This is a genomic window from Pseudomonas sp. WT-JTC (genome assembly GCF_056711565.1).
Genome location: NZ_CM160042.1, coordinates 3,802,507 through 3,824,181 on the forward strand (window position 1 = coordinate 3,802,507; position 21,675 = coordinate 3,824,181).

At 60.4% G+C, this 21,675-nt stretch carries 17 protein-coding genes; 6 read left to right on the plus strand and 11 right to left on the minus strand.

The window, feature by feature from the left end:
* The first annotated feature begins 167 nt into the window (after positions 1-167).
* From AC06G5_RS17270 to AC06G5_RS17280, 3 genes are read left to right on the plus strand one after another with little or no spacing between them, the layout of a single operon-like run.
* Positions 168-1,412, plus strand: a complete 1,245-nt coding sequence (locus AC06G5_RS17270; protein ID WP_413424662.1) for an exonuclease SbcCD subunit D C-terminal domain-containing protein — start codon at positions 168-170, stop codon at positions 1,410-1,412.
* Positions 1,409-5,050 carry an AAA family ATPase gene (locus tag AC06G5_RS17275; RefSeq protein WP_480457730.1) on the plus strand — a complete coding sequence of 1,214 codons (3,642 nt, stop codon included), beginning with the start codon at positions 1,409-1,411 and terminating at the stop codon, positions 5,048-5,050. The genes AC06G5_RS17270 and AC06G5_RS17275 overlap by 4 nt, the downstream gene beginning before the upstream one ends.
* Positions 5,047-5,643: a glutathione S-transferase gene (locus tag AC06G5_RS17280; protein WP_413424666.1), complete on the plus strand. Its 597-nt coding sequence runs from the start codon at positions 5,047-5,049 to the stop codon at positions 5,641-5,643. The genes AC06G5_RS17275 and AC06G5_RS17280 overlap by 4 nt, the downstream gene beginning before the upstream one ends.
* A gap of 114 nt (positions 5,644-5,757) precedes the next feature.
* Here AC06G5_RS17280 and AC06G5_RS17285 read toward each other — a convergent pair whose 3' ends face one another.
* From AC06G5_RS17285 to AC06G5_RS17325, 9 genes are all read right to left on the minus strand, one after another.
* The gene (locus tag AC06G5_RS17285) at positions 5,758-6,015 is read right to left on the minus strand and encodes a hypothetical protein (RefSeq protein WP_413424668.1); all 258 of its coding nucleotides are present in this window, start codon (positions 6,013-6,015) and stop codon (positions 5,758-5,760) included.
* Positions 6,012-6,224, minus strand: coding sequence for a hypothetical protein (locus tag AC06G5_RS17290; RefSeq protein WP_413704641.1), 213 nt, complete (start codon positions 6,222-6,224; stop codon positions 6,012-6,014). Before AC06G5_RS17290 ends, AC06G5_RS17285 begins: the two co-directional genes overlap by 4 nt.
* Before the next feature lie 115 nt (positions 6,225-6,339).
* Complete coding sequence (locus AC06G5_RS17295) at positions 6,340-6,465, minus strand: hypothetical protein (protein WP_008020073.1); 126 nt, start codon at positions 6,463-6,465, stop codon at positions 6,340-6,342.
* Between the two features lie 218 nt (positions 6,466-6,683).
* On the minus strand, positions 6,684-6,863 hold the full coding sequence (locus AC06G5_RS17300; RefSeq protein ID WP_007979950.1) for a hypothetical protein: 180 nt from the start codon (positions 6,861-6,863) through the stop codon (positions 6,684-6,686).
* 156 nt (positions 6,864-7,019) lie between these two features.
* Positions 7,020-8,189, minus strand: a complete 1,170-nt coding sequence (locus tag AC06G5_RS17305) for a lactonase family protein (protein ID WP_480457734.1) — start codon at positions 8,187-8,189, stop codon at positions 7,020-7,022.
* Positions 8,182-8,520 (minus strand): DUF5629 family protein, encoded by a 339-nt coding sequence (locus AC06G5_RS17310; RefSeq protein WP_008020075.1) that lies wholly within the window; start codon positions 8,518-8,520, stop codon positions 8,182-8,184. Before AC06G5_RS17310 ends, AC06G5_RS17305 begins: the two co-directional genes overlap by 8 nt.
* Positions 8,521-8,661: 141 nt before the next feature.
* Positions 8,662-10,242, minus strand: a complete 1,581-nt coding sequence (locus tag AC06G5_RS17315; protein ID WP_413704639.1) for an aldehyde dehydrogenase (NADP(+)) — start codon at positions 10,240-10,242, stop codon at positions 8,662-8,664.
* A 10-nt stretch (positions 10,243-10,252) separates the two neighbouring features.
* Positions 10,253-11,245: an AraD1 family protein gene (gene araD1 / locus AC06G5_RS17320; protein ID WP_413424676.1), complete on the minus strand. Its 993-nt coding sequence runs from the start codon at positions 11,243-11,245 to the stop codon at positions 10,253-10,255.
* A 174-nt stretch (positions 11,246-11,419) separates the two neighbouring features.
* Positions 11,420-12,742 (minus strand): MFS transporter, encoded by a 1,323-nt coding sequence (locus AC06G5_RS17325; protein ID WP_413424678.1) that lies wholly within the window; start codon positions 12,740-12,742, stop codon positions 11,420-11,422.
* A 194-nt stretch (positions 12,743-12,936) separates the two neighbouring features.
* Between AC06G5_RS17325 and AC06G5_RS17330 the strand changes: the two genes are divergently transcribed.
* Together AC06G5_RS17330 and AC06G5_RS17335 are read left to right on the plus strand one after the other, a co-directional pair.
* On the plus strand, positions 12,937-14,673 hold the full coding sequence (locus AC06G5_RS17330; RefSeq protein WP_413424680.1) for an IlvD/Edd family dehydratase: 1,737 nt from the start codon (positions 12,937-12,939) through the stop codon (positions 14,671-14,673).
* A 175-nt stretch (positions 14,674-14,848) separates the two neighbouring features.
* Positions 14,849-15,568 carry a FadR/GntR family transcriptional regulator gene (locus AC06G5_RS17335; RefSeq protein WP_032829613.1) on the plus strand — a complete coding sequence of 240 codons (720 nt, stop codon included), beginning with the start codon at positions 14,849-14,851 and terminating at the stop codon, positions 15,566-15,568.
* 170 nt (positions 15,569-15,738) lie between these two features.
* Here the strand turns inward: AC06G5_RS17335 and AC06G5_RS17340 are convergent, their stop codons facing one another.
* Together AC06G5_RS17340 and AC06G5_RS17345 are read right to left on the minus strand one after the other, a co-directional pair.
* A complete protein-coding gene (locus AC06G5_RS17340) occupies positions 15,739-18,123 on the minus strand; it encodes an efflux RND transporter permease subunit (protein ID WP_480457738.1) in 2,385 nt (794 codons plus the stop codon).
* A gap of 28 nt (positions 18,124-18,151) precedes the next feature.
* Complete coding sequence (locus AC06G5_RS17345; RefSeq protein WP_480457740.1) at positions 18,152-19,204, minus strand: WD40/YVTN/BNR-like repeat-containing protein; 1,053 nt, start codon at positions 19,202-19,204, stop codon at positions 18,152-18,154.
* A gap of 375 nt (positions 19,205-19,579) precedes the next feature.
* On the opposite strand from AC06G5_RS17345, the gene AC06G5_RS17350 reads away from it, so the two are divergent.
* A complete protein-coding gene (locus AC06G5_RS17350) occupies positions 19,580-21,640 on the plus strand; it encodes a hypothetical protein (protein ID WP_413424686.1) in 2,061 nt (686 codons plus the stop codon).
* Positions 21,641-21,675 lie beyond the last annotated feature (35 nt).

Below are 21,675 nucleotides of genomic sequence, written 5' to 3' on the forward strand. Positions count from 1 at the left end.
ATAACTGACAGGTAGGCATGACCGTTCGTAGGATTTTTTCATCGAGATCCGTAGCTGCACTCAATCAAGGCGTTCAGCAACCTTGGTCGTTTGTCAGTAAACTCTCCCCCCTTTCGTCGCCTCCATTTTTCCTGCGACCATCACCTTTTTATTTAGCGGAGTTGCCCTTGCGCTTGTTCCACACCTCCGACTGGCACCTCGGGCAGAACCTGCACGGCCAGGATCGCGATTTCGAACACGGCTGTTTTCTCGACTGGCTGCTGCGTCAACTGAAGCTCGATCAGCCGGACGTGCTGTTGATCGCCGGCGATATCTTCGACACGGTCAATCCGCCGGTCAAAGCCCAGGAACGCCTCTACGACTTCATCGTCAGCGCCCACGAACAGCAGCCATTGCTGACCATCGTGATGATTGCCGGCAACCACGATTCCGGCTCGCGGATCGAACTGCCCGCGCCGTTGATGCGCCGCCTGCGCACGCATGCCCTCGGTCGTGTGCTGTGGCTGGATGACGGGCAACTGGATGCCGAGCGCTTGCTGTTGCCGCTGCCGGACGCCAAGGGCAAAACCGTCGCCTGGTGCCTGGCGCTGCCGTTCCTGCGCCCTGCCGAAGTCACCGGCGCGCATCTGGGCGACAACTACCTGCGTGGCATTGGCCAGGTCCATGAATGGCTGATCGAGGCGGCGAACGCAAAGCGCAAGAAAGGCCAGGCGCTGATCGCCATCAGCCACGCGCACATGGCAGGCGGTTCGGTGTCGGAAGACTCCGAGCGCAGCCTGATCATCGGCAATGCCGAAGCGCTGCCCGCCAGCCTGTTCGGGCCGAGCATCAGTTACGTTGCCCTCGGCCACTTGCACAAACCGCAGAAGGTCAACGGCGAGGAGCGCATCCGCTACAGCGGCTCGCCGATTCCGCTGTCGTTCTCCGAGATCAGCTATCAGCACCAGATTCTCGACATCCGGCTCGAGGGCGAAACCCTGGTCAGCGTCGAGCCGAAAATGATCCCCCGCGCGGTCAACCTGCAACGCATCGGCCCGGCGCCATTGAGCGAGATCCTGCTGCAACTGGCAGATCTGCCGAACATCGATCTGTTGGCCGACATCCAGCGCCAGCCGTGGCTGGAAGTGCGGGTGCGCCTTGATGAACCGCAGCCAGACCTGCGCAATCAAGTGGAAACCGCCCTGCAAGGCAAGGCCGTGCGCCTGGTACGCATCGCCGCGGAATACGCCGGCAACGGCAGCCGTAACGGCGTCGAGGATGGCAACACACTGATCGAGCTGGACCAGCTCACACCTCAGGAGCTGTTCAGCCGCGCCTGGCAGGACAACTATGGCAGCGAGGTCGACGAGCAGACCCTCAAGGACTTTGCCGAGCTGTTGCAGGACGTGCAGATGGAGAGCGAACAGCCATGAAAATCCTCGCGATCCGCCTGAAGAACCTCGCCTCGCTGGCCGGGCCGTTTGAGATCGACTTTACCGCCGAACCCCTGGCCAGTGCCGGTCTGTTCGCCATCACCGGGCCGACCGGCGCCGGAAAAAGCACCCTGCTCGATGCGCTGTGCCTGGCGCTGTTTGGCGCCGTACCCCGCCTGAACAACACCGGCCGCGACGCCAAGGTGCCGGACGCCGACGGCGAAATCGGCACGGGTGACCCGCGGACCCTGCTGCGTCGCGGCACGGGCGAAGGTTATGCGGAAGTGGATTTCGTCGGTGTCGACGGCCGTCGTTACCGCGCCCGCTGGGAAGCCAATCGCGCTCGGGACAAGGCCGCCGGCAAGCTGCAGGCCAGCCGCCAGAGCTTGCGTGACATCGATCAGGATCAATTGCTCGCCAGCCAGAAAGGCGAATACAAGACTCAACTCGAAGCCGCCCTGGGGCTGAACTTCGAACAATTCACCCGCGCCGTGCTGCTGGCCCAAAGCGAGTTCAGCGCATTCCTCAAGGCCGACGACAACGACCGCAGCGAACTGCTGGAGAAGCTCACCGACACGGCGCTCTATACGCGTCTCGGTCGTCGGGCCTTCGACAAGACCAAGGACGCGCGCGAGACCCACAAGCTGTTGCAGGACCAGGCCAGCGGGGTCACGCCACTGTCGCCTGAAGCCCGGGCCGAGCTCGATGAGCGCTTCAATGAAGCTCAGCAGCAACTTAAAACCCGGCAGGCGCAGCTCAAACAGTTGGAGTTGCAACACAGCTGGCTCAAGGACTTGCAGCAGTTGCAGGACGCACAACAGAGCGCCACCGAACAACTGCAAGCAGCCCAACAGCACTGGGACAGCCTGACCGGCGAGCGCTTGAAGCTGACTCGTCTGGAGCAACTGGCCCCGCAACGGCACCAGTTCGCGCGCAAGACCGAACTGAGCGCCCAGCTCACACCGCTGGCGGCACACATTCAACAGCATATCCAACAGCAAACCGGACTGAACGCGCGTCAGGTTCAGCTCGAACACAGCCTGAGCGCGGCGAAAACGGCACTGGCCGCGGCCCAGAGCCAACACAGCCACAGCGCGCCACTGCTGCGTCAGGCCTTCGAAGAGCAAAGCACCCTCGCCCGCCTGGTCAAGGATGCGAGCCTCAGCGCCGACCTCAAGCAGCAGGCAGAACTGGCCTGCACTCAGGGGCAAAGCACGATTCAGGGTTTGCTCGACCAGCAGAAGCAGGTCGCCGAACGCTTGCAACGGATTGCCGCTGAACTTGAACAGAGCACTCATCTGGCGCCGCTGAGCGATGCCTGGAACGCCTACCGTGATCGTCTGCAACAACTGATGCTGATCGGTAATCGCTTGAACAAGGGCCAGGCTGAACTGGCCACCCTGGAGCAGAGCGCCGCACGCGCTGCCGAAGAACTGACCACACAGCGTCATGACCTCGAGGTGCTGTACAAAGAGGCTGGCGCCGAACCCGAAGCGGTGGCCGAGCAGATCCGGATTCTCGGCAGCCTGCTGCAGGACACCCGCAAGCAACTGCGGGCCGTTGAAGAACTGATGCGGCTTTGGGCCAGCCAGCAAGAACTGGACAAGCTCGGCGCCGAGCTACAGCAGCGCCAGCTCGCGGCGCAGCAAGAGCGTGATCGCCTGACCCAGGACGGTGTGAAGACCAAGGCCGAGCTGACCATCGCCGAACAGACCCTGACGGTCACCCGCGACTTGCTGGAACGCCAGCGTCTGGCGCGCAGTGCCAGCGTCGAAGAACTGCGTGCGCAGTTGCAGGACGATCAGCCGTGCCCGGTTTGCGGCAGCCCGGACCACCCTTATCACCAGCCCGAAGCCTTGCTGCAAAGCCTCGGCCGGCACGATGAAAGCGAACAGGCCAATGCCCAGAAAGCCGTGGACCTGCTCAAGGAAAAACTCACCGATCTGCGCGCTGAAGTCGGCGGCCTGATTGCCCAGCAAAAAGAATTGCTGCGACAGCAGGAACAGCTCGCGACTCAGCAACAAAGCCTGGCGCCGAGCCTTGAAGCGCACCCGCTGTCCGCTCAACTGTTGGTCCAGGATGCGGACAAACGCGATGCCTGGCTGGCACAACAAAGCCGCCAGTTGAACCAGAGCATTGCCCAGGACGAACAACGGCAAACCGCCCTGCTCACCCTGCAACAGGACGCTGCGCGCCTGACGCAGCAACTGCGCAGCGCCGAAACGGCGAACCAACAGGCGACACAACAGCTGCTCGACCAGCAACGGGAGTTGAGCAGCGACCGCCAACGCCTGGACGAAGAACTGAGCACGTTCAGCACCCTGTTGCCCGCCGAGACCCTGGAAGCGCTGCGCAACGAACCCGCCGCGACTTTCATGCAGCTCGACCGGCAGATCGCCCAGCGTCTGCAACAACTCGACCAGCAGCGCGATGAACTCGGCGAACAGCAACAACGCCAGCAGACGCTGGACAAAGAACAGTACCAACAGCAGACCCGCGCCCAACAACTGGACGCTACGCAGCAGCAATTCACCGCGCTGGCAGGACAGCAACAGGCTTGCCAGGAAAAACTGACGCAACTGCTGGGCGAACACGCCAGCGCCGAACAATGGCAACAACAACTCGATCAGGCCGTCGAGCAGGCACGCACTGCCGAAGCAGCGGCCAATCAGGAACTGCAAAGCGTGCGCACGGAGCTGGTGCAACTGGCCGCCGAACTCAAGGCGCAACAGGAACGCGTACAAGCCCTGGAAAGCGAAGACCGCGAGCTGAGCGCCAGGATCGACGACTGGCGCGCGCAGCATCCAGAACTGGACGACGGCGGACTGCAGGAGTTGTTGAGCGTCAGCGAGCAACAGCTCAGCGAACTGCGTCAACGATTGCAGCAGAGCGAAAAAGCCATCGAACAAACCAGGGTGTTGCTGCAAGAGCGGGATCAACGCTTGCTCGATCATCAAGCGCAACACAACGGCAACCTCGACGCCGGACAACTGGCTGCCGCACTGGTCGACCTGCAAAACCTGGCGGCCACCAGCGAGCAACATTGCGCCGAACTGCGCGCCGAACAGGCCGAGGACCAGCGCCGGCAGAACGCCAATCAGGCCCTGGCGCAGCAAATCGCCGACGCCTACGGCGAGTATCAACGCTGGGCTCGCTTGAATGCGCTGATCGGCTCCGCCACCGGCGACACCTTCCGCAAGATCGCCCAGGCCTACAACCTTGACCTGCTGGTGCACCACGCCAACGTGCAATTGCGCCAACTGGTGCGCCGCTATCGCCTCAAGCGTGGCGGCAGCATGCTCGGGTTGCTGGTGATGGACACCGAAATGGGCGACGAACTGCGTTCGGTGCATTCGCTGTCCGGTGGCGAGACCTTCCTGGTATCGCTGGCGCTGGCCCTCGGCCTGGCATCGATGGCGTCGAGCACGCTGAAAATCGAGTCGCTGTTCATCGACGAAGGCTTCGGCAGCCTCGATCCGGAATCCCTGCAACTGGCCATGGACGCCCTCGACGGCTTGCAAGCCCAGGGCCGCAAGGTCGCGGTTATTTCCCACGTACAGGAAATGCATGAACGGATTCCGGTGCAGATTCAGGTCCGCCGCCAGGGCAACGGCCTGAGCACCCTGGAGGTGAAATGAACACGCTGTATTCCTTCCGCCGCTGCCCGTACGCCATGCGCGCACGCATGGCCCTGCACTATTCGGGGGTGGCCGCGGACATCGTCGAAGTCAGCCTGAAGGCCAAGCCTGCCGAGATGCTCGCGCTGTCGGGCAAAGGCACGGTGCCGGTACTGAACGCCGATGGCCGGGTGATCGACGAAAGCCTCGACATCATGCGCTGGGCGCTGGCGCAGAACGATCCCCAGGACTGGTTGCTCAAGAATGATCCTGATGCGGCGGCACACATCGCCCCGCTGATCGAACAGAACGATCAGGTGTTCAAGGTGCACTTGAATCGCTACAAGTACGCCGAGCGTTATCCCGAGCAGCCGATGGAGGTTTATCGCAGCGAAGGTGAGGTGTTCCTGCGCAGGCTGGATCAGTTGCTGGAAGGACGGGACTATTTGCTGGCGGACCATCCGAGCCTGGCGGATGTCGCATTGATGCCGTTCGTACGGCAGTTTGCACATGTGGATCGCGAGTGGTTCGGGCAGACGCCTTACCTGCGCTTGCAGGCGTGGCTACAGCGGCTTTTGGCGTCGGACCTGTTCACATCAATCATGAAGAAATAACCACCCCCTGTAGGAGCCAGCTTGCTGGCGATGGTGTGTCAGTTGACGCTGTGGTGCCTGATACGCCATCGCCAGCAAGCTGGCTCCTACAAAGGCCAGCGGTGTGTCGAGGATTCAGGCCAGCACCCCACACATCCCTATCACCGAGCAATCGACCTGGAACGGCCCGAAAACCACACCTTCACTCCTGATGGGCGGATTGCCGGCCAGCATGCCCTGAGCATTGGCGTTTTCGATGTTGCGGGCAATGTTGTGGTTGGCTTCGATGGCCCGGGCCAATGAACCCGCCGAGCCCTGTCCGATCCCCAACAGGGAGGATCCGTTGGTCATGAACGCCAGGAAGGCGATGACCCAAAGTCTGTGCCCTTTCATGCGCCGACCACTCCTGCGAGTTCAGCCTGATCAGCGCTCGCGCTTTGCGCACGGTGTTCAAACTGGATGCCGGGATAAGCGACCTGGATCGGTGCTTCAACGCTGGATTGCGACTGGGCTGAAAGGCTGACCACCAGCACCATGGCAAGGTAAAGACCGATCGCCACATAGGCGCCGTGTTTGGCAGAAGTGAGAATTGCGCTGGCCATGATGTTCTCCGCAGGCATGTTTCAATACCCACAGAATCGATCAAAAGAGCCTGGGTAACCACTCAGGGTTATCCATAGTGACCATCAGCCTCATTGATCATTAAGCCAGACTATTTCAGTCTTCAATAAAACTCATCAAGCGTTCGCGGCCAGCATCCGGCTCACCCGGAACAGGGTCGGCTGCCGACAAAATAGGGGTGGAATAGAGAAAAAGAAGAACCAATGCCAGACGCGTCACCATGCTGCCGATCCTTGCCGTGAGGGGGAGTCAAAAAATCAGCGTCAATTTAAACTCATGGCGATGTGATATCAAGCGTGACATTGATAGCAATTTGATGCTGTCGTAAATGCGTTATGCAGGAGCGACATCACTCTGATCGTTTTCGACACTCGTGTTTTCAACATAAGGGTCTTCGATCATCAGTGACTTCGCTCCTGCATAAAGGCAGGGGTGAACGTTCAGGCTTGGGTTTTGTGGTCCAGCGCGGCGTAGAAGTTGGCGCTCTGTTGCAGGTACTTCTGGGTGTAGCTCTGGGTGTGGGCTTTTTTGTCGCTGATTTCAACGTTGGCACTGGCTGGCAGCGCAACGGTGGCAGAAATGGCGGATGCGGCGATGACAGAGAAGATGTTGAAGTTCATGGCGGTATTCCTCGGATTCAGTTGGCTTGCTTGCCCGGTGGGGCCGTGAAGCAAACTTAACCCTCGAGGGTTCATGCCTTGAAATGCTTTGTAGCATTACCAGATATCAGCGTCATTGATAAAAGCAGGCAGGCCCCATTAACCGGGGCCTGCGGCTTATTGACGCAGCAGAAACCTGAGGTCGCTTGGCGCGTCCATCGGCAGTTTTTGCACGGTCTTGCCCAGCAAACCGGTCTTGGCATCGCGTTCGACGACGACAATCTGGTTGCTCTTCTGGTTGGCGATCAACAGGAATCTGCCGCTCGGATCGAGGCTGAATTCTCGCGGATGATCGCCCTCCACCGCCCGGCGTTGCAGCTCGTTGAGGTGGCCGGTGGCCGGATCAATCGCAAACACCAGCAGTTGATTGGCCGTGCCACGGTTGCTGACGTAGAGGAACTTGTCGTCAGCTGAGGCATGCAGCGCCGCCGCAGCCTTGTCTGAGACCGGTTGCCCGGCGGCAAGATCAACCATCTGCGTCTGCTCGAGTTGGCCGTCGTGGTAATCGAACACTGCCACCTGTGCACTCATTTCCATGGTCAGCCAGGCGTGTTTGCCATCGGCGCTGAACAGCAGATGACGGGGTCCGCTACCGGGCGGCAGCTCCACGAATGCCGGGGTTGCCGGGGTCAATGGCAGTTCTGGATTGGCCTTGGGGTCGAAGCGGTAGGCAAACACCTTGTCGGCGCCCAGGTCGTTGGAGAACACGTATCTGCCATCCGGCGACGGGATCGTCGAATGCACGTGGGCCGAGGCCTGGCGTTCGGGATTGATCCGGCTCGCCGGGTGGCTGCTCATCTGCACCACGGGTTTGAGCTTGCCATCGGCCGCCACCGGCAATACTGCGAGGGTGCCACCCGGGTCTTCGGCCACCGAGTAATTGCTGACAAACAGATGGCGGCCATCGGCGCTGAGACTGGAATGGGTCGGCTCGTTGCCCAGGCTTTGTACCTGGCTGATCAGGCTCAGCGCATGGGTCTTGGGATCAATCGAGTAACTGCTGACACGCCCTACCGGATCCGCCTGACCCGGGCCGTTTTCATTGACCACGAACAAGTGTCGGTGGTCCTTCGACAGGGTCAGCCACGAAGGATTCTCGCTTTTGATCACTTGCAGGGGCCTGGTATTGATCTGCCCGGTGCGGCTGTCGAAAGCCAGACGGTAGATACCCTGGCTTTGACTGGCGGTGTAGGACCCCACGAGCAGTTGATAGTCGTCGGCGGACGCAGCCTGAACTCCCATCGCACCGATACTGCCGGCCATCAACAGCGGCCAGAGTTTATTCATCCTCAGGTTCATCGTCATCGTTGTCACCGCTGACGACATCGCCCAGGCACACCAAACGGTGCTCACCTGAATCACCGATGATCAACCAGCTTTGCAGTGAGGCGTCGTATGTCGCAGCCTGAACCTGCGCCGGGGTGAACTCCCAGTGCTTGGCCGCGCGGCCGTCCATGCATTCGATATGCAGGTTGTCATCGACATCAAGGGCGAATTCGAAGGCATGCAGCCCGTCGATTTCCACCATTCCACAGTGTTCGAGGGCATTGAGCAGGGTGTCGGTTGCGGCAGTCATGGCAGTCAATCTTTGGATGGGAAAACCGCAATGATAGCTCATGGCACCGCATTCCCCTCATCTGGAATGACCAACCTGTGGGAGCGGGCTTGCTCGCGAAAGCGGTCTGTCAGGCAACATTCATGTTGAATGTCCAATTGCATTCGCGAGCAAGCCCGCTCCCACAGGGATTGTATTGGTCTGTTACAGCGCCTCACGCGATGGCTGGCCATCCACCAGTCGCTGGATACGCATCGGATTGCCGTTCTTCAGCGCATCCGGCAGCAGATTGTCGGGGTAGTTCTGCAAGCACACCGGTCGCAGGAAGCGATCGATGGCCAGTGTGCCCACCGACGTACCACGCGCATCGGACGTTGCCGGGTAAGGCCCGCCGTGGACCATCGAATCACAGACCTCCACGCCAGTCGGATAGCCATTGAGCAGGATTCGCCCGACCTTCTGTTCCAGCATCGCAGTCAGCCCGGTGAACTGCTCGAAGTCCGCCGGCTCGCCAATGAGGGTGGCGGTCAATTGGCCGTGCAGGCCGTTCAAGGCGGCCATCAGTTGCGCGTGATCGGCCACCTCAACCACCACGGTGGCCGGACCGAACACTTCCTCCTGCAGCACTTCATCGCCGTCGATCAGCAAGCTGACATCGGCCTTGAACAACTGCGGCTGCGCCTGGTTGCCCTGCTGCGGATGACCGGCCAGGTGCTTGACGCCCGGATGCGCGAGCAGTTTTTGCAAGCCTTGGCCATAGCTGCCCAAGGTTCCGGCGTTGAGCATGGTTTGCGCCGGTTGATCCGCCATCAACCCGGCTACTTGCTGCACAAATGCGCTGAACGAAGCAGAGCGAATGCCAATCACCAAACCGGGATTGGTGCAGAACTGCCCGCAGCCCTGGACCACCGACGCCGTGAGATCCCGGGCGATCGAGTCCGCCCGCGCCTGCAAGGCCTCGGGCAACACGATCACCGGGTTGATGCTCGACATCTCGGCGAACACCGGAATCGGTTGCGCACGTGCCGCGGCCATGTCGCACAAGGCTCGACCGCCCTTGAGCGAACCAGTGAAACCCACGGCCTGGATCGCCGGATGCTTGACCAGTGTCTCGCCGACACCCGCGCCGTAGATCATGTTGAACACGCCCGCCGGCATGCCGGTTTTCTCGGCGGCACGAATGATTACGTCGGCCACCTGCTCGGCCGTGGCCATGTGACCGCTGTGGGCCTTGAACACCACCGGGCATCCGGCGGCGAGTGCCGATGCGGTATCGCCGCCGGCGGTGGAGAACGCCAGCGGAAAGTTGCTGGCACCGAACACAGCCACCGGCCCGAGGCCGATACGGTATTGACGCAGATCCGGACGCGGCAACGGCTGACGCTCCGGTAATGCCCGGTCGATCCGTGCACCGTAGAAATCACCGCGACGCAAGACTTTGGCAAACAGGCGCATCTGGCCGCTGGTGCGTCCACGCTCACCTTGAATCCGGCCTGCGGGCAACGCTGTTTCGCGGCAGACCACAGCGACAAAATCATCACCGAGGGCATCCAGTTCATCGGCAATCGCATCGAGAAACTGCGCCCGTCGCTCCGCGCTCAGGCTGCGATAGGCCGGATACGCGGCCGCTGCAGCGGCGGCCGCCGCAGCGACTTCCAGCGGTGTCGCCTGATAAAAATCGCCGGACAAGGCCTCGCCCGTCGTCGCATCGACACTCTGCAACTTGATGCTGCCGGCAGCGCTGCGTTGGCCGCCGATGTAGTTGTGACCAAGAATCCGGGTCATGGGTGAGTCCTCAAAGTGTGCCGACGGTGCCGGGCTCGAAAGCCGCAGCGACGGGTGCGATGCCGTTGATCAACGGCGCGCCGAATTCGGCCTGGGTGATCTCGAACACGTCACCCGGTTGCGTGCGAATGCCGTCGGCAAAGGACAGGGTCGCGGTGCCGAAGAAGTGAACATGCACATCCCCCGGGCGCAGGAACTGGCTGTACTTGAAATGATGGAATTCCAGGTTGGCGAGGCTGTGGCACATGTTCGCCTCACCACTGAGAAACTCGTTTTGCCACAGCACTTCGCCGTCGCGCAGGATGCGGCTGGTGCCCGCCAGATGCTGCGGAAGTTCGCCGACCCGCAGTTCCGGGCCATAGCTGCAACTGCGCAGTTTCGAGTGAGCCAGATACAGGTAGTTCTTGCGTTCCATGACGTGATCGGAGAATTCGTTACCCACGGCAAAGCCCAGGCGATACGGTTTGCGGTCTTGGCCGATCACGTACAGGCCACTGATCTCGGGCTCTTCACCGGCATCTTCGGCGAATGGCGGTAGCGGAAAAGGTTGACCTGGCCGCACGACAATGCTGCCGTCGCCCTTGTAGAACCATTCCGGTTGCACACCGGCTTCATCCGCCGCCGGTTTGCCGCCCTCCACGCCCCATTTGAAGATGCGCATGGTGTCGGTCATCGCCGCTTCGTCGCCACTTTGCTGATGCATCTTGTCCCGGGCCGAGGCGCTGCCCAGATGGGTCAGGCCTGTGCCGCTGATGAGCATGTGCGCCGGGTCCGGATGGTCCAGAGGCGGCAGGATGCGCCGTTTCGCCAGCAGTTCGGCATAATCATGGCTGATGCCCAGCCCCAGACCTTGCACCTGTTGCTCAAGGCTGGCGCCCGCCTCGATCGCCGCCAATGCCAGATCGCGAGCCGTGCGCGCGTCCTGCACTTCACGGACCAAACCGTCCTCGACAACGCCGACACGGCGTTCGCCGTTACTCAATTCGAACTGAACCAAACGCATGAATACTCTCCTGTAAAACAATTCTTCAAAACGCTGCAGAACCAATGTGGGAGCGGCGGTGCGGCGATCCGACTTGCTCGCGAAGAGGTCGTCATACCCGACATCATCGGTGACTGACACTCCGCTTTCGCGAGCAAGCCCGCTCCCACATTCGGTCGGCGTAAATCCTCAAAATCAGGTACGCGACGCCCCACGCGCACTCGCCGCAAATTCATCGGCCGGCAACACGTGCCGGCGTTCCAGCAAGCGATACACCACACCGGTCAACACCAGCCCGAACACCATCACGCCAGACAGGAAGTACAGGCCCGAAGCCAGGTTGCCGGTGTATTCCTTGAGTGCGCCGATCACGAATGGACCGAGGTAGCCACCGAGGTTGCCCACCGAGTTGATCAAGGCGATCCCCGCCGCTGCACTGGCGCCGGCAAAGAAGCGGCCCGGCAAGGTCCAGAACACGGCCGTGCAGGAGAACAGTGCGAATGCCACCAGGCACAACGCCGCCAGTTGCAGCACCGGCACCGACAGCCAGGCGCTGAGGAACAGGCCGATCGCACCGAGCACGTAAAGCACGGCGAGGTGGCCGTAGCGGTCGTTCAAGCGGTCGGAACTGCGCGGGATGATCAGCAGACCGACGATGCCAAAGATGTACGGCACCGCCGAGACGAATCCGGTCACCAGGTCGCTGCCGCCAAACTGCTTGATCAGGGTCGGCAGCCACAAACCCAGGCCATAGATGCTCAGCGTCACCGGCAGGTAGAACAGCGCCAACAGCAGCACGCGCTTGTCCTTGAGGGCGTGCAGCGGATTGCCATGGCGGGTCTGGCCGTACGCGTCCAGATCCTTTTTCAGCTCACCACTGAGCCAGTCCTTTTCCGCCTGGTCCATCCACTTCACTTGTTGCGGGCCGTCCGGCAGGTAACGCAGTACCGGCCAGGTCAACAGGATCGCCGGGGTACCGATGACGATGAACAGCCACTGCCAGCCGTGCAGCCCCAGCACACCGTCCATGCCCAGCAAGCCACCGGACACCGGGCCGGTGATCATCATCGCAATGGGTTGCGACAGGATGAACAACCCGAGGATCTTGCCGCGATGGCGCACCGGGAACCATTGGGTGATGTAGTACAGGACACCCGGAAAGAACCCGGCCTCGGCGGCACCGAGCAGGAAACGCATCAGATAGAAACTGTTCGGTCCCTGGACGAACGCCATGCCGATGGTGATGGCGCCCCAGGTGACCATGATTCGCGCGAACCAGCGCCGGGCACCGAAGCGATCGAGCATCAGGTTACTGGGGATTTCCAGCAGGAAGTAACCGATGAAGAACAGCCCTGCGCCCAGGCCGTAAGCCGCATCGCCCAGACCGATGTCGGCACCCATGTGCAGCTTGGCGAACCCCACGGCGGAGCGGTCCACATAGGCGATCAGGTACAGCAGGATCAGGAAGGGAATCAGTTTCAACGTAATGCGACGGATAAGCCGCAGTTCCTGGCTCATGAGATCGGTCTCCGATTGTTGTTGTTATAGAACCTCGGGGGACGCCTCTCGCGAAATGTTCGCCAGGGCCATCCCTCCGTTTGAGCGGACTATATAGTAATACTATTTGATCAACAACACTTCCAAAAAGTGCAAATTGCGCTTATGTTACGCCTAAGCTCGAACAATATAGTCATACAATAAGAGAATCGATCATGTCTGATAAGAAACCCACCCTGCGCTCGGCCCAATGGTTTGGCACCGCCGACAAGAACGGCTTCATGTACCGCAGCTGGATGAAGAATCAGGGCATCGCCGACCACCAGTTCCATGGCAAGCCGATCATCGGCATCTGCAACACCTGGTCGGAACTGACCCCGTGCAACGCGCATTTCCGCCAGATTGCCGAGCACGTCAAACGCGGTGTGATCGAGGCCGGCGGCTTCCCGGTGGAGTTTCCGGTGTTCTCCAACGGCGAATCGAACCTGCGCCCGACCGCCATGCTCACCCGCAACCTGGCGAGCATGGACGTGGAAGAAGCCATTCGCGGCAACCCGATTGACGGCGTCGTGCTGCTGACCGGTTGCGACAAGACCACTCCGGCGCTACTGATGGGCGCCGCCAGTTGCGACGTGCCGGCCATCGTCGTCACTGGCGGGCCGATGCTCAACGGCAAGCACAAGGGCAAGGACATCGGCTCCGGCACCGTGGTCTGGCAGCTCAGCGAACAGGTCAAGGCCGGCACCATCAGCATCGATGACTTCCTTGCGGCCGAGGGCGGCATGTCTCGCTCGGCCGGCACCTGCAACACCATGGGCACCGCCTCGACCATGGCCTGCATGGCCGAAGCACTCGGTACTTCCCTGCCCCACAACGCGGCGATTCCCGCCGTTGATGCACGCCGCTACGTGTTGGCGCACATGTCCGGCATGCGTGCGGTGGAGATGGTGCGCGAAGACTTGAAGCTGTCGAAGATCCTCACCAGGGAAGCCTTCGAAAATGCCATTCGCGTCAATGCCGCCATCGGCGGTTCGACCAACGCGGTGATCCACCTGAAAGCCATCGCCGGGCGCATCGGGGTTGAACTGGACCTGGACGACTGGACCCGTATCGGCCGTGGCATGCCGACCATCGTCGACCTGCAACCTTCCGGGCGCTTCCTGATGGAAGAGTTCTACTACGCCGGTGGATTGCCTGCGGTACTGCGCCGCCTCGGCGAAGCCAATCTGATCCCGAACCCGAATGCCTTGACCGTCAACGGCAAATCCATCGGCGAGAACACCAGGGACGCGCCGATCTACGGCGAAGACGAAGTGATCCGCACCCTAAACAACCCGATCCGTGCCGATGGCGGTATCTGTGTGCTGCGCGGCAACCTGGCACCGCTGGGCGCTGTGCTCAAGCCATCCGCTGCCACGCCGGAACTGATGCAGCATCGCGGCCGCGCGGTGGTGTTCGAGAACTTCGACATGTACAAGGCGCGAATCAACGACCCGGAACTGGACGTGGATGCCGACTCGATCCTGGTGATGAAAAACTGCGGGCCGAAGGGTTATCCAGGCATGGCCGAAGTGGGCAACATGGGCTTGCCGGCCAAGCTGCTGGCCCAGGGCGTGACCGACATGGTGCGGATTTCCGATGCGCGCATGAGCGGCACGGCATACGGTACCGTTGTCCTGCACGTTGCCCCAGAAGCGGCCGCCGGCGGACCGCTGGCTGCGGTGAAAGAAGGCGACTGGATCGAACTCGATTGCGCCAGCGGCCGCTTGCACCTGGACATTCCGGACGCCGAACTGGCCGCGCGCATGGCCGACCTGCAACCGCCACAGCAGTTGCTGGTGGGTGGCTACCGTCAGCTGTACATCGACCACGTGCTGCAAGCGGACCAGGGTTGCGACTTCGACTTCCTGGTCGGCTGCCGCGGAGCCGAAGTGCCGCGTCATTCCCACTGACACCACCTCCCCCTGTAGGAGCGAGCTTGCTCGCGATGGACCCGAGACCGCCGCGGGGTGTCAGGTTCCCCACGTTATCGTTGACGTCCATCGCGAGCGAGCTCGCTCCTACAGTCGACTCGCCGCGCCTGCTATCATGCGCGACACCTATTCGCACAGGACCGCGCCGTTCCCCATGGATTACCGCAAACCCTCCGACCGCAAAAGCATGCACTCGCGCATCGTCCAGGAACTGGGGATGCAGATCGTCTCGGGACGTTTCCTGCCGGACGACAAACTGCCCGCCGAGGCGCTGTTGTGCGAAGAATATGCGGTCAGCCGACCGGTGCTGCGTGAAGCCACCCGGGTACTGGTTGCCAAGGGCCTGGTGTATTCCCGCCCGCGAGTCGGCACCGTGGTCAAGCCGCGCAAGGACTGGCACATGCTCGACCCGGACGTGCTGCACTGGTTGATGCAGAGCAGCCCGCAGAATCAGTTTTTCGACTTGCTGACCAGTGTGCGCAGCATCATCGAACCGGCCGCTGCCGCCCTCGCCGCGCAATTCGCCACGGAAGCAGACATTGCCTCCATCGGTGAGGCCTACCAGCGCATGGAAGCTGCGCCGACGCCGGAGGCACTGTTGCAACCTGACCTGGACTTCCACAGTCGCATCGCCGACGCAACGCACAACGACTTGCTGGCCAACCTGTGCAATATGCTCTCGGTGGCTATCGCCGAAGCCTTGAAGCACTCGAACCAACGGCCGAACCTGCATGAACTGGCGCTGCCCCGGCACAAGGCGATCCTGACCGCCATCGAAAACCGCGACGCCCTCGGTGCGCGGCATGCGACGCTGGTGCAACTCGATGATGCGCGCAGTGCGTTGAATGTGGTGCTGGGCAGCGATCCCGCCTGATTACCGGCCCCTAGTAGGAGCGAGCTTGCTCGCGATGGAGTATCAGTCGGAGTCAATGTAGCTGACACACCATCGCGAGCAAGCTCGCTCCTACAACAGGGACTGGTGCGAATTTGAGATATAAAAAAAGCCGCAACCCTGAGGTTGCGGCTTTTTCATTTCAGCCTGGATCAGTGGGCGAACAACGAATTGCCTTTCTGCCCCGCCAGCTTCTCAGGCTTGATCAGGAACCGCGCCAGTGCCGGCAACAGCCACAGCGCACCGAACATGTTCCACAACAGCATGAAGGTCAGCATCAGCCCCATGTCGGCCTGGAACTTGATGGCCGAGAAGATCCAGGTGCACACGCCGATGGCCAGGCACAGACCGGTAAACAGCACGGCCTTACCGGTGGACTTCAGCGTCTGGTAATACGCCTCTTGCAGCGGCAGGCCGGCACGCAGGAAGCTTTCCAGGCGGCTGTAGATGTAGATGCCGTAATCCACGCCGATCCCCACCCCAAGCGCCACGACCGGCAGGGTTGCCACTTTCACGCCGATGCCCATGAAGGCCATCAGGGCGTTGCCGAGTACCGAGGTCAGCACCAGCGGCAGCACGATGCACAAGGTCGCCGCCCAGGAACGGAAGGTGATCATGCACATGACCGCAACGCAGATGTACACCAGGATCAGGATGGTCAGCTCGGACTTCTTGATCACCTCGTTGGTGGCCGCCTCGATACCGGCGTTACCGGCCGCGAGGATGAACTCCAGGCCGTCCTTGTTGTTTTCCCTGGCGAACTCCTGCACTGCATGCACCGCGCGATCCAGGGTCTCAGCCTTGTGATCGTTGAGGAACACCAGCACCGGCGCCAGGGAACAGCTGTTGTTGTACAGGCCGTCGGCGCGGGCAATGGAGTTGTTCAGCACATCAGGGTTGCGCGACAGGGTTTCCCATTTCAGGTTGCCCTCGTTCATGCCCTTGATCATCTGCTTGGACACGGTCACCAGCGAGATCGCCGACTGCACGCCCTCGGTGTTCTGCATCTTCCACATCAACTCGTCGATCGGCGCCATGGCTTCGTAGCGCGAGCAACCTTCGGCCTTGGTCTTGACCATCACCACCAACACATCGGAACTGGTGGAGTAGTTATTGATGATGAAGTTGTTGTCCTTGTTGTAGCGCGAGTCCGGACGCAGCTCCGGGGCACCCTGGTCGAGGTCGCCGATCTTCAGGTTCTGGCTGTACCATAGGCCGCCACCAAAGGCGATCAGCGCCAGCAGGATGGAAACCGGTGCAACTTTGGCGCTGGCGAAATTCGCCAGCAAGCGCCAGAACGGATGTTCGCGGGTTGCGTCTTTCTTGCTGCGGGCCACGGCACGCTTGCTGATGCCGACATAGGAAATCGCCACCGGCAGCAGGATCAGGTTGGTGAACACGATCACCGCCACACCGATGGACGCGCCAATCGCCAGCTCACGGATCACGCCGATATCGATGATCAGCAGCGTGATGAAACCCACAGCATCCGCGAGGATCGCGATCATCCCCGGCAGGAACAATTGACGGAAAGTCCGGCGCGCCGCCGTCAGGGCGTTGTCCGCCTCACTCGATTGCAGGGCGATGCCGTTGATCTTCTGCACGCCGTGGGAAATACCGATGGCGAAGATCAGGAACGGCACCAGCATCGAATAGGGGTCAAGCCCGAAGCCGAAGAAGTGCATCAACCCCAGTTGCCAGACCACCGCCACCAGCGTCGTGCTCAACACGGCGACGGTACTGCGCAGGCAGTTGGTGAACCAAAGCAGGAGGATCAGGGTAATGACGAAGGCGATTCCGAAGAACATCACCACCATCACCAGGCCATCGATCAGGTCGCCGACTTTCTTGGCGAAACCGACGATGTGGATCTTCACGTTCGGGTTCTGCGCTTCGAACTTGGTGCGGATCTTGTCTTCAAGCTCGTGGGAGAACTTGCGATAGTCCAGCGCCAGCAGCTTGCCCTGATCTTGCGGGTCCGGGTAGGACTCCAGCAACGGGATGTCGACGATGCTCGACTTGAAGTCGTTGGACACCAGCCGCCCGACCTGACCGGACTTGAGCACGTTGTTGCGCAGCAAATCGAGGCTGGCCTGGGAGCCGTTGTAGCTTTGCGGAATCACTTCACCGCCAGCGAAGCCCTCTTCCGTCACTTCGGTCCAGCGTACGCTCGGACTCCACAGCGACTTGAGGCCGGAACGGTCGACACCGGAGATGTAGAACACCTCGTCGTTGATCTGACGCAGGGTCTCCATGTATTCCTTGGAGAAGATGTCGCCGTCGGTGGCCTCCACCGAGATCCGCACGGTGTTGCCCAGGTTCGCCAGATCGTTGCGGTGCTCCATCATCTTCTGGATGAAGGGATGCTCCAGCGGGATCATTTTTTCGAAACTGGTGGACGGACGAATCAGCGTGGCCTGCCAGAACAGGAAGATGCTGACCAGCAGGCAGATCGTGATCACTGCCGGGCGGTTGTTGAAGATCAGGCGCTCGAGGAACGTCGCCTTGTCCTGGTGATGAGTACTCAAGGAAGTCATAGCTCCGCCTTCTTGTTATTAACCCGGCTCATTTGCCCGACTCGGTGCCGTTCGGCGAAGTGACGCGAACGCCGCCCTGCCCGGCCAGAACCAGATTGCCATTGCCTGCTGCAGTCACTGCCGAGACGGAAATACGGTCCGGACGGTTGACCACCGTGAAGGTTTCGCCATCGTCGCTGCTGCGAATCACCGAGCCGCCATTGCCGACGATCACGATGGAACCATCGTCGAGCAACGTGCCGCCGGACAGCCCGAACTCCAGCTCGCCGCGTTCGGCCTTGAGCTCGACTTGCTCCCAGGTGCTGCCGAAATCCGTGGAACGGTAAAGATTGCCGCGCAGTCCGTAGGCCAGCAGCGTATTGGGCTGTGCCGTGCCGATCACACCGAACAACGAGCCTTCGTACGGACCTTCGAGTTTCTCCCAGGTCTGGCCCCAGTCCGCTGAGCGGAACATGCTGCCCTGCTCGCCGACGATGAACAGCCCGGCATCCTTGACCGCGGCAATCGCGTTCAGGTGGTACTGGTCTTCGTTGTCCAGGCGGTCGCTGGCGTCTTCCCAATGTTTGCCACCGTCGGTGGTTTCCATCAAAGAGCCGTAAGCGCCCACGGCAAAGCCGCTGTTGACGTCCTGGAACCAGACATCGAGCAGCGGCGATTCGCGTTTCAGATCTTCGAACTGCTTGGTCCAGGTCGTACCACCGTCCTCGCTGGCGAGGATCTGCGCGTCATGGCCGACGGCCCAGCCGTGCTTGTCATCGACAAAGAACACCGACGTGAGCAGGGCCCGGGTCGGGACCTTGGCCTGGGTCCAGGTGGCGCCCTGGTCATCGGAATACAGGATGTGCCCACGATCCCCGACCGCCACCAGGCGCTTGCCCGCGTGCACGACGTCGAGGACCAGGCTTTTGCTGGCCTTGGCCGATTCAACGGAATAAACAACGTCGGCTGCCGGCGCGTCAGCCGCCAGTACAGACGCCGACCACGCGGCACAGCCCAACAGCGAGAGCGCTGTAGCCAGCAACGCGAATTTGCGTAGTGCCGGCGGGCGGCAGATACCCACACCCATGACAGGCTCACTCATAGACCTTCCCCCATTATTATTGTTAGGTCGTTCAACCTTTCTGGGCGCCGCAAGGGTGCGTGTCTGGACCGGCTGTTTCAGAGCATAGTCCTGAAACCCGCAATCCAGAGCCCCTTCGGAAGCTGGCTTATCCTATCGGTGTTTTTTAATGTCTGACAATCGACGCCACGTTATGTTTTGTTAACCGGGGGTAGATGCGGCCCGGGTGAATGGTCGGGTATTGCGGAGGGTGATCGAGTGTCTATGGACGGCCTATGCCCGTGTTTGGCTTACTCATGCCGCCAAGCGAATTGTAACCATGAGCGTTTTTTGTCAGAACCCGACTTGCCGTCCCCCCTATGGTGGTACGCATCGACTCCCCATGGACGGCAAGAAATGATTCCATCTGCAAGCGGCTCCTCATCCAGCCGCCCTCCCGCAAACAACGACCGTCCAATAGACCCCACACCCATTGCACAAGCGGTGAAACTCGTTTGCCAGGGACAGGCGGAATTAGTGTCGCCCGTGCAATCAGCGGAAAAAAAGCCAGTGCGTGACTCATCTGTGGCGGGACCGAAGCCGCCCGGGGATGGCCGTAAGAATAGAATCGCCGCGATGAAGGACCAAAAGCAGCAGCGCACTGCTGAACTGACGCAGAATATCCAGAAATACCTGGGGCAACAGGAGCAAATGCAAAAACGCGTTGATGTCACGTACAACGTCATGCTGAGCAAACAAAACGATCCGTCATGCTCCGAACAAGAGCGGGCGAAGTTCAGGCAACGTTACGTCGTCGAACTCGACACTCAAAGCACAAGCTATGTCACGCTGCTGGCCGAGACCAGGAAACTGGATGAGCTGAGGGTTGATCCTTACACTACTCAACTCCAGTGCGACCTGCTGAATAGTCTTGTCAACAATGTTAGGGCGTTAATCGCCATAGCAGGCCTGGATCTCGAAGCCACTGAGCGCAATTACCCCCATTCCAACAGTAATGCTTTGCAGATCTACACAGCCATGCACACCGAAGGCACTGTCGTAGTGGATGGTCTGTTGGAATACATGGGCAAGAGCTCCGAAATCTACGAGACGTTGATAAAGCTCCATGAAGAGGTGGGGAACCTGCTTCACGAACTTAAATCGATGTCACCCCAGGGCGCCAAGGCCTGGCAGCGATTGACCAGCAACAGGCCCGATAATCAAGCGACCGCTCTGCGTACCAGGTTCAACCAAGTGGTCACTTTGCCCACCCTCAGTGCCAAAGTACCTGGCAGCGACACGTCAGCAGCACTGTTCAGCGCTATAGAGCCACTGCTGTTGTTGTCCACGTCCCATATTGAGCTACAAGCTTTACAGCACTATGAAAGCGGCGATCGTATTGCCGTACTGGACAACCTGATCGAACACTACGACACAGCAAAGCTCGGGCTCACAAGTATCGGCATTTTCAGAACCGAGGAATTGCAGCTGGCCCCGTTCAGCCGTCTGTGTGAAATCGTCGGACAATTGCACGATGATGCCGAGCGCCGTCTGGCTGATGAGCTGCAGAACCTGGCGGACTCTGAAAGGTCCTCCCCGAAATCGACAGCGGACCAACTTCCCGCCAACCGCCCCTCTTCATCGCCCTCCCGCAAGCGGGTCATCAAAACTGTCAATGGCGCAATGATCGGTGACGTCCGGCCGCGAGTTGCCAAACAGGGCGCAGACATTGTCGACATCAAAAGCCCTTTCGAAGACCAGCCACTGGCCTCCTTCCACGAACATAAGCCGAATGCCTGGGTAGAAATCGAAAAAGCCAGAACACCCGCACCGAAACCGCGAGCCACTCCCTATCCGCAACTCATGGGCGATGCTCGAAAGGCGTTGGCAAAAATCGATGAACTGATGCAAAAATTTGAAGGCTACGCACGAGGGACGAGCCACCCAAAGGGAATCGAAGAGAGCTTGCAGAACACGGCAAAGAATCTCATCGACTATGCGGACCGCCTGAAAGACCATGAACACACACCGCCAAACTCGCAAAACGATGCCGCATTCGTCAGTAAGCTACGGGGCCAGGCACAAACAATCAACGACAAGGCAACGCAACTGCGCACCAAAATGTCCCTGGCCCAAGCCCCTACCAGCGCAGCCGTAGAATATCTGTTGAGTCGCAACGAAATTCATCCACAAAAAAACGGCGAGCGCATTCAACTGAAAACCGGACGCCAGGACTTTTTGCAGGAATACGTTCTGTTGAACCGTGAGAATCGGCCCTTGTGGTATGCACACTTTCATTACGAAACATTAAATAGCGACGACGTCGACTACACTGCGGCCAGCCTGAAAACCAAAGAACAGCGCTTCGCAACCAATGCCACGGCACTGGCCAAGGCACAAACCCCTCACCAGAAAATCGACATCTACCGCGGCCACATCGACAAGGAACTGGCCACGAAGCTTTTCTTGCTGCTGTAACCTGTTCGCCGCGCAGTGACTGGCACTGCGCGGCG

Coding starts and splice junctions, on each gene's coding strand:
- AC06G5_RS17325 (WP_413424678.1), bottom strand. CDS start 12,742: ATGAGCCAGGAACTGCGGCTTATCCGTCGCATTACGTTGAAACTGATT.
- AC06G5_RS17275 (WP_480457730.1), top strand. CDS start 1,409: ATGAAAATCCTCGCGATCCGCCTGAAGAACCTCGCCTCGCTGGCCGGG.
- AC06G5_RS17285 (WP_413424668.1), bottom strand. CDS start 6,015: ATGAAAGGGCACAGACTTTGGGTCATCGCCTTCCTGGCGTTCATGACC.
- AC06G5_RS17295 (WP_008020073.1), bottom strand. CDS start 6,465: ATGGTGACGCGTCTGGCATTGGTTCTTCTTTTTCTCTATTCCACCCCT.
- AC06G5_RS17340 (WP_480457738.1), bottom strand. CDS start 18,123: ATGACTTCCTTGAGTACTCATCACCAGGACAAGGCGACGTTCCTCGAG.
- AC06G5_RS17350 (WP_413424686.1), top strand. CDS start 19,580: ATGATTCCATCTGCAAGCGGCTCCTCATCCAGCCGCCCTCCCGCAAAC.
- AC06G5_RS17290 (WP_413704641.1), bottom strand. CDS start 6,224: ATGGCCAGCGCAATTCTCACTTCTGCCAAACACGGCGCCTATGTGGCG.
- AC06G5_RS17315 (WP_413704639.1), bottom strand. CDS start 10,242: ATGACCCGGATTCTTGGTCACAACTACATCGGCGGCCAACGCAGCGCT.
- AC06G5_RS17345 (WP_480457740.1), bottom strand. CDS start 19,204: ATGAGTGAGCCTGTCATGGGTGTGGGTATCTGCCGCCCGCCGGCACTA.
- AC06G5_RS17335 (WP_032829613.1), top strand. CDS start 14,849: ATGGATTACCGCAAACCCTCCGACCGCAAAAGCATGCACTCGCGCATC.
- AC06G5_RS17310 (WP_008020075.1), bottom strand. CDS start 8,520: ATGAGCTATCATTGCGGTTTTCCCATCCAAAGATTGACTGCCATGACT.
- AC06G5_RS17280 (WP_413424666.1), top strand. CDS start 5,047: ATGAACACGCTGTATTCCTTCCGCCGCTGCCCGTACGCCATGCGCGCA.
- AC06G5_RS17300 (WP_007979950.1), bottom strand. CDS start 6,863: ATGAACTTCAACATCTTCTCTGTCATCGCCGCATCCGCCATTTCTGCC.
- araD1 (WP_413424676.1), bottom strand. CDS start 11,245: ATGCGTTTGGTTCAGTTCGAATTGAGTAACGGCGAACGCCGTGTCGGC.
- AC06G5_RS17305 (WP_480457734.1), bottom strand. CDS start 8,189: ATGAATAAACTCTGGCCGCTGTTGATGGCCGGCAGTATCGGTGCGATG.
- AC06G5_RS17330 (WP_413424680.1), top strand. CDS start 12,937: ATGTCTGATAAGAAACCCACCCTGCGCTCGGCCCAATGGTTTGGCACC.